This window comes from Pseudomonas protegens, assembly GCF_003732485.1.
GTDB classification, from domain to species: Bacteria; Pseudomonadota; Gammaproteobacteria; order Pseudomonadales; family Pseudomonadaceae; genus Aquipseudomonas; species Aquipseudomonas protegens_B.
The window spans coordinates 51,206-54,158 of sequence record NZ_MOAK01000074.1 but is presented as its reverse complement, the minus strand read 5'-3'; the positions used below and the strand labels follow the sequence as shown (position 1 = coordinate 54,158).

Sequence of the window (2,953 nt, the reverse complement as noted above, 5' to 3'; positions counted from 1 at the left end):
CTGCTTGTGGGGTGACGAAAATCACCGTCTCGCCCTGGGCGGTGAGCTCGTTTGCGAACTTCACCAGACGGGTGGTTTTCCCCGTCAGGCGCCCGGAGATTTCGAGGTAGGCGATCTTGGCGGTCATGCGCGGTACCAGCCCAGTTTGTTCATGGCGCCGACGTCCAGGTGTTCGAGCGGGCCGCGGATCACAATCGCCCGGCAGCCTGGATCGACAAATTGCAGCGCCTCGGCCAGCAGCTCCATGGCTTCTGGCTCGGTTTTTTCCGGCACGACCAGGACGTCACCGTCCTCTACCTTGAGCTTATGCACCGCTTCGAGATTGATCATGCCGGTACCTCCTGACCGCAGCTGCAGGCGCTATGCCGCTCATAGGCGCGCTGGAGCTTGGTGTCGTACAGGTTGCGTTGGTAGTTCGGCCCGTTGTACTGCCTGGCGAAGTCGGCCCACTTGCGGGCCTTCAGCGCTTTGTGGAGGGCCGGATCGGTCTCGATGAAGCGGACAAAGGCGTCGAACTGGCGGGACTCGCTCGTGCTCATGGCCGTCACGAAATCCTGCACGCTGGCATAGCCGAGGCGCTGCCAGTGAAAGCCCATGATCTGGAAGGCGCCCCAGGAGGCGGACTCCAGGGCCGCGGTGTCATCGATCAGGCGTGCCGTGGCCAGGCGTTGATGCTCAGCAGGGCCGCCGGCATAGCCACCAGGGTTCGGGTTGATGATGGCCGGGTACTGCGCCGCGAGCTCGTCGGCGTGGCGCTTGAGTTCTGACGGGGCGTCGCCTGGGTGACGTGGCGTCTTCAACTGGCGGTACATGATGTGCCGCTCAAACAGGATCGCCGGCTTGCCGTTGGCGAAGAAGCCCTTGCCGTTCGATTCGACCTCATTGACCGCGTAGACACTGGCGAGGGGCAGATCCAGGCGTTGGGCGGCGCTGACCAGGTCGTTGTTCTTCAGCAACAGAGCGCAATCGCCACCGGCCAGGCTGGTTTGGGTTTTCTCGCCGGCGATACCGTCAACCACCAGGCCGGCCTTGAGCTGGTAGGCGCGCACGGCCTTTTCGGTGGCGTCGCCGTAGTCGCCGTCCACTGCCACATTAACGCCATGACTGTTGAGGTTCTTCTGCAGGATTCGAACCGCCTGCGAGCGATCGCCGTGCCGGAGTGTGTTCATAGCTGCTCTACCTTGCGGTTGAAAAACTTGCGGGCCGCGGCGCGGGTGCCCTCGACGCCGAGCAGGCCGATCACGCCACCGAAAAACGGGGCGGTCGATGCTGGGATGCCGAGCAACGCCAGACCGTGGCTGGCAGCCAGGGCCAGCGCCCCGCAGAGCGGCGCTTCGATCAACACTCGGCGAAGGGTGCCGCCGCCGTACATGATCCGTAGGGCCGCGATGATCAGCGCCAGGACGCCGGCGTACAGAGTCGGCCAGTTCTGTTCGAGCCAGGCGGCGAGCCAGGCCCAGGTGTCGGGACGGTCAGGCATTCGCTTCATTCCAGGGTCCAGGGTGGTAGGTCTCAAGGAGGCGGCTCAAGTGGATCAGTCCCATAGGTTCACCATCTGCCGCTGCGGGGCTGTGGTCTGGGCTTCGGGCATTTGAACGGCGAGGCCTTGCGGCAGGGTGGGGCCGTGATCAGCCAGCCCGGGGTTGGCCTCAAGCACCGCCTCGGTGACGCCGGCGGTGCGGCCGTAGTGACGCCAGCAGAGAGCGTCGACGGTGTCGTTTTGCAGGGCGCGAAGGGTGACGGCCATCAGATCAGCTCCACGGTGGTGCGCTTGGTACCCAGGAAATCGCGGATGGCCCAGCGCTGGTCGCGGTGGTAGTCGTCGATGTTCGGGGTCAGTTCTTCGGCCTTGCGGTTGCCGGTGTTGGTGCTGTCGTAGGAGCGGTAGCGTTCACAGACCTCAGCGCCAACGCCTGCCTCGATCGCTCGGCGGTACAGGTGGACCTGGGCGGATTCATCCTTGACTAGGGGGCTGGGGACGTCTTTCAGTTCGGTATAGCCTGCAGCTTGCTGGGCTATGCGCCAGTCATCGAGCTCCCGGTTGACGCTGATCGCGGCGTTGATCACCGCTGTTTCCAGGCGGGCCGGCGTGACGCTGCTGTCGATGCGCAAGGTGGCGCGCAGCTGGTCCAGGTCGATCGAGGGCCAGAATGGGTCGGTGTTGATGTGGCCGCTTGGCGTGGTGCCGCCGGCTACGAATCCGCTCATGGTGCTGCGCTCAATAAGTCGCCGGTGGTCGGGGCTTCACGTTCAGGCGGAGCGGTCTGGCCGATCCGCCCCGAGCCGGCGGGGTGCGTGGGGACGCTCGGTTAACTGCGTGCCTTTAAGGGGCTGGCGCAGTGTGTTTCTTGAGGAGGCGCTCGACGCGCTCCAAATCCTTTTTGCCGCCGCATTTGCTGTGCAGCTCGATGGCGCGGGCCAGGTGTGTCTTGGCCTGCTCCAGGGGCTGCAGGGCAGTGTCTGCGGGGGCGTCATCGGCGACCTGAGCAGAAAGCGCCTTGCCGATGGCCAGGTGCAGCTTGGCCCGAGCCTGGTCTGGCATATCTTCCTTGGTGGTGATCTGCTCGGTGTGCAGTAGCAAATCCAGGTCAAAGCTGCTGCCGGCTTTCTGGGCCTTCAACGCGGCTTCGGCGATCTCCTCGGCGACGATGGTGCCGGTGGTGCGCTCGAAGCGATCCGGCATCAGCAGCTGGTGCTCGATCACGTAGGCGGCGATGTCCAGGGCGCCCTTGAAGTCGCCGGCGTCCATGCGCCAGACCATCAGGGTGGTCAGCACCTGGTCTTGGGCGCCTTTGCCCTCGGCGAGCATGCCTTCGACGTAGGGCTCGTACTCCGGCAGTAATTGCCGCTTGAGCTCTGCCTTGCCCTCGGTGGACTGCACCTGTTTTAGCCGCAGGTAATCCTGTTGGAGCTTGGCGAGGTGCAGCTCGTAGATGGTTGCGCCATCCATGGT

At 64.5% G+C, this 2,953-nt stretch carries 6 protein-coding genes; all 6 read right to left on the bottom strand.

The annotated features are described in order from the left end of the window. Positions 1–123: 123 nt before the first annotated feature. Positions 124–330, bottom strand: coding sequence for a hypothetical protein (locus BLX41_RS20050; protein ID WP_123726289.1), 207 nt, complete (start codon positions 328–330; stop codon positions 124–126). Then, positions 327–1,169, bottom strand: coding sequence for an N-acetylmuramidase domain-containing protein (locus BLX41_RS20045; protein WP_123726288.1), 843 nt, complete (start codon positions 1,167–1,169; stop codon positions 327–329). The genes BLX41_RS20050 and BLX41_RS20045 overlap by 4 nt, the downstream gene beginning before the upstream one ends. Beyond that, positions 1,166–1,489, bottom strand: a complete 324-nt coding sequence (locus tag BLX41_RS20040; RefSeq protein WP_015634861.1) for a phage holin, lambda family — start codon at positions 1,487–1,489, stop codon at positions 1,166–1,168. Before BLX41_RS20040 ends, BLX41_RS20045 begins: the two co-directional genes overlap by 4 nt. 45 nt (positions 1,490–1,534) lie before the next feature. Further along, a complete protein-coding gene (locus tag BLX41_RS20035) occupies positions 1,535–1,747 on the bottom strand; it encodes a tail protein X (protein WP_015634862.1) in 213 nt (70 codons plus the stop codon). Beyond that, the gene (locus BLX41_RS20030; RefSeq protein WP_123726287.1) at positions 1,747–2,208 is read right to left on the bottom strand and encodes a head completion/stabilization protein; all 462 of its coding nucleotides are present in this window, start codon (positions 2,206–2,208) and stop codon (positions 1,747–1,749) included. The genes BLX41_RS20035 and BLX41_RS20030 overlap by 1 nt, the downstream gene beginning before the upstream one ends. A gap of 115 nt (positions 2,209–2,323) precedes the next feature. Next, the coding region (gene gpM / locus BLX41_RS20025) for a phage terminase small subunit (protein WP_259745032.1) at positions 2,324–2,953 on the bottom strand (630 nt) is incomplete at its 5' end.

Coding starts and splice junctions, on each gene's coding strand:
- BLX41_RS20050 (WP_123726289.1), bottom strand. CDS start 330: ATGATCAATCTCGAAGCGGTGCATAAGCTCAAGGTAGAGGACGGTGAC.
- BLX41_RS20030 (WP_123726287.1), bottom strand. CDS start 2,208: ATGAGCGGATTCGTAGCCGGCGGCACCACGCCAAGCGGCCACATCAAC.
- BLX41_RS20040 (WP_015634861.1), bottom strand. CDS start 1,489: ATGAAGCGAATGCCTGACCGTCCCGACACCTGGGCCTGGCTCGCCGCC.
- BLX41_RS20035 (WP_015634862.1), bottom strand. CDS start 1,747: ATGGCCGTCACCCTTCGCGCCCTGCAAAACGACACCGTCGACGCTCTC.
- BLX41_RS20045 (WP_123726288.1), bottom strand. CDS start 1,169: ATGAACACACTCCGGCACGGCGATCGCTCGCAGGCGGTTCGAATCCTG.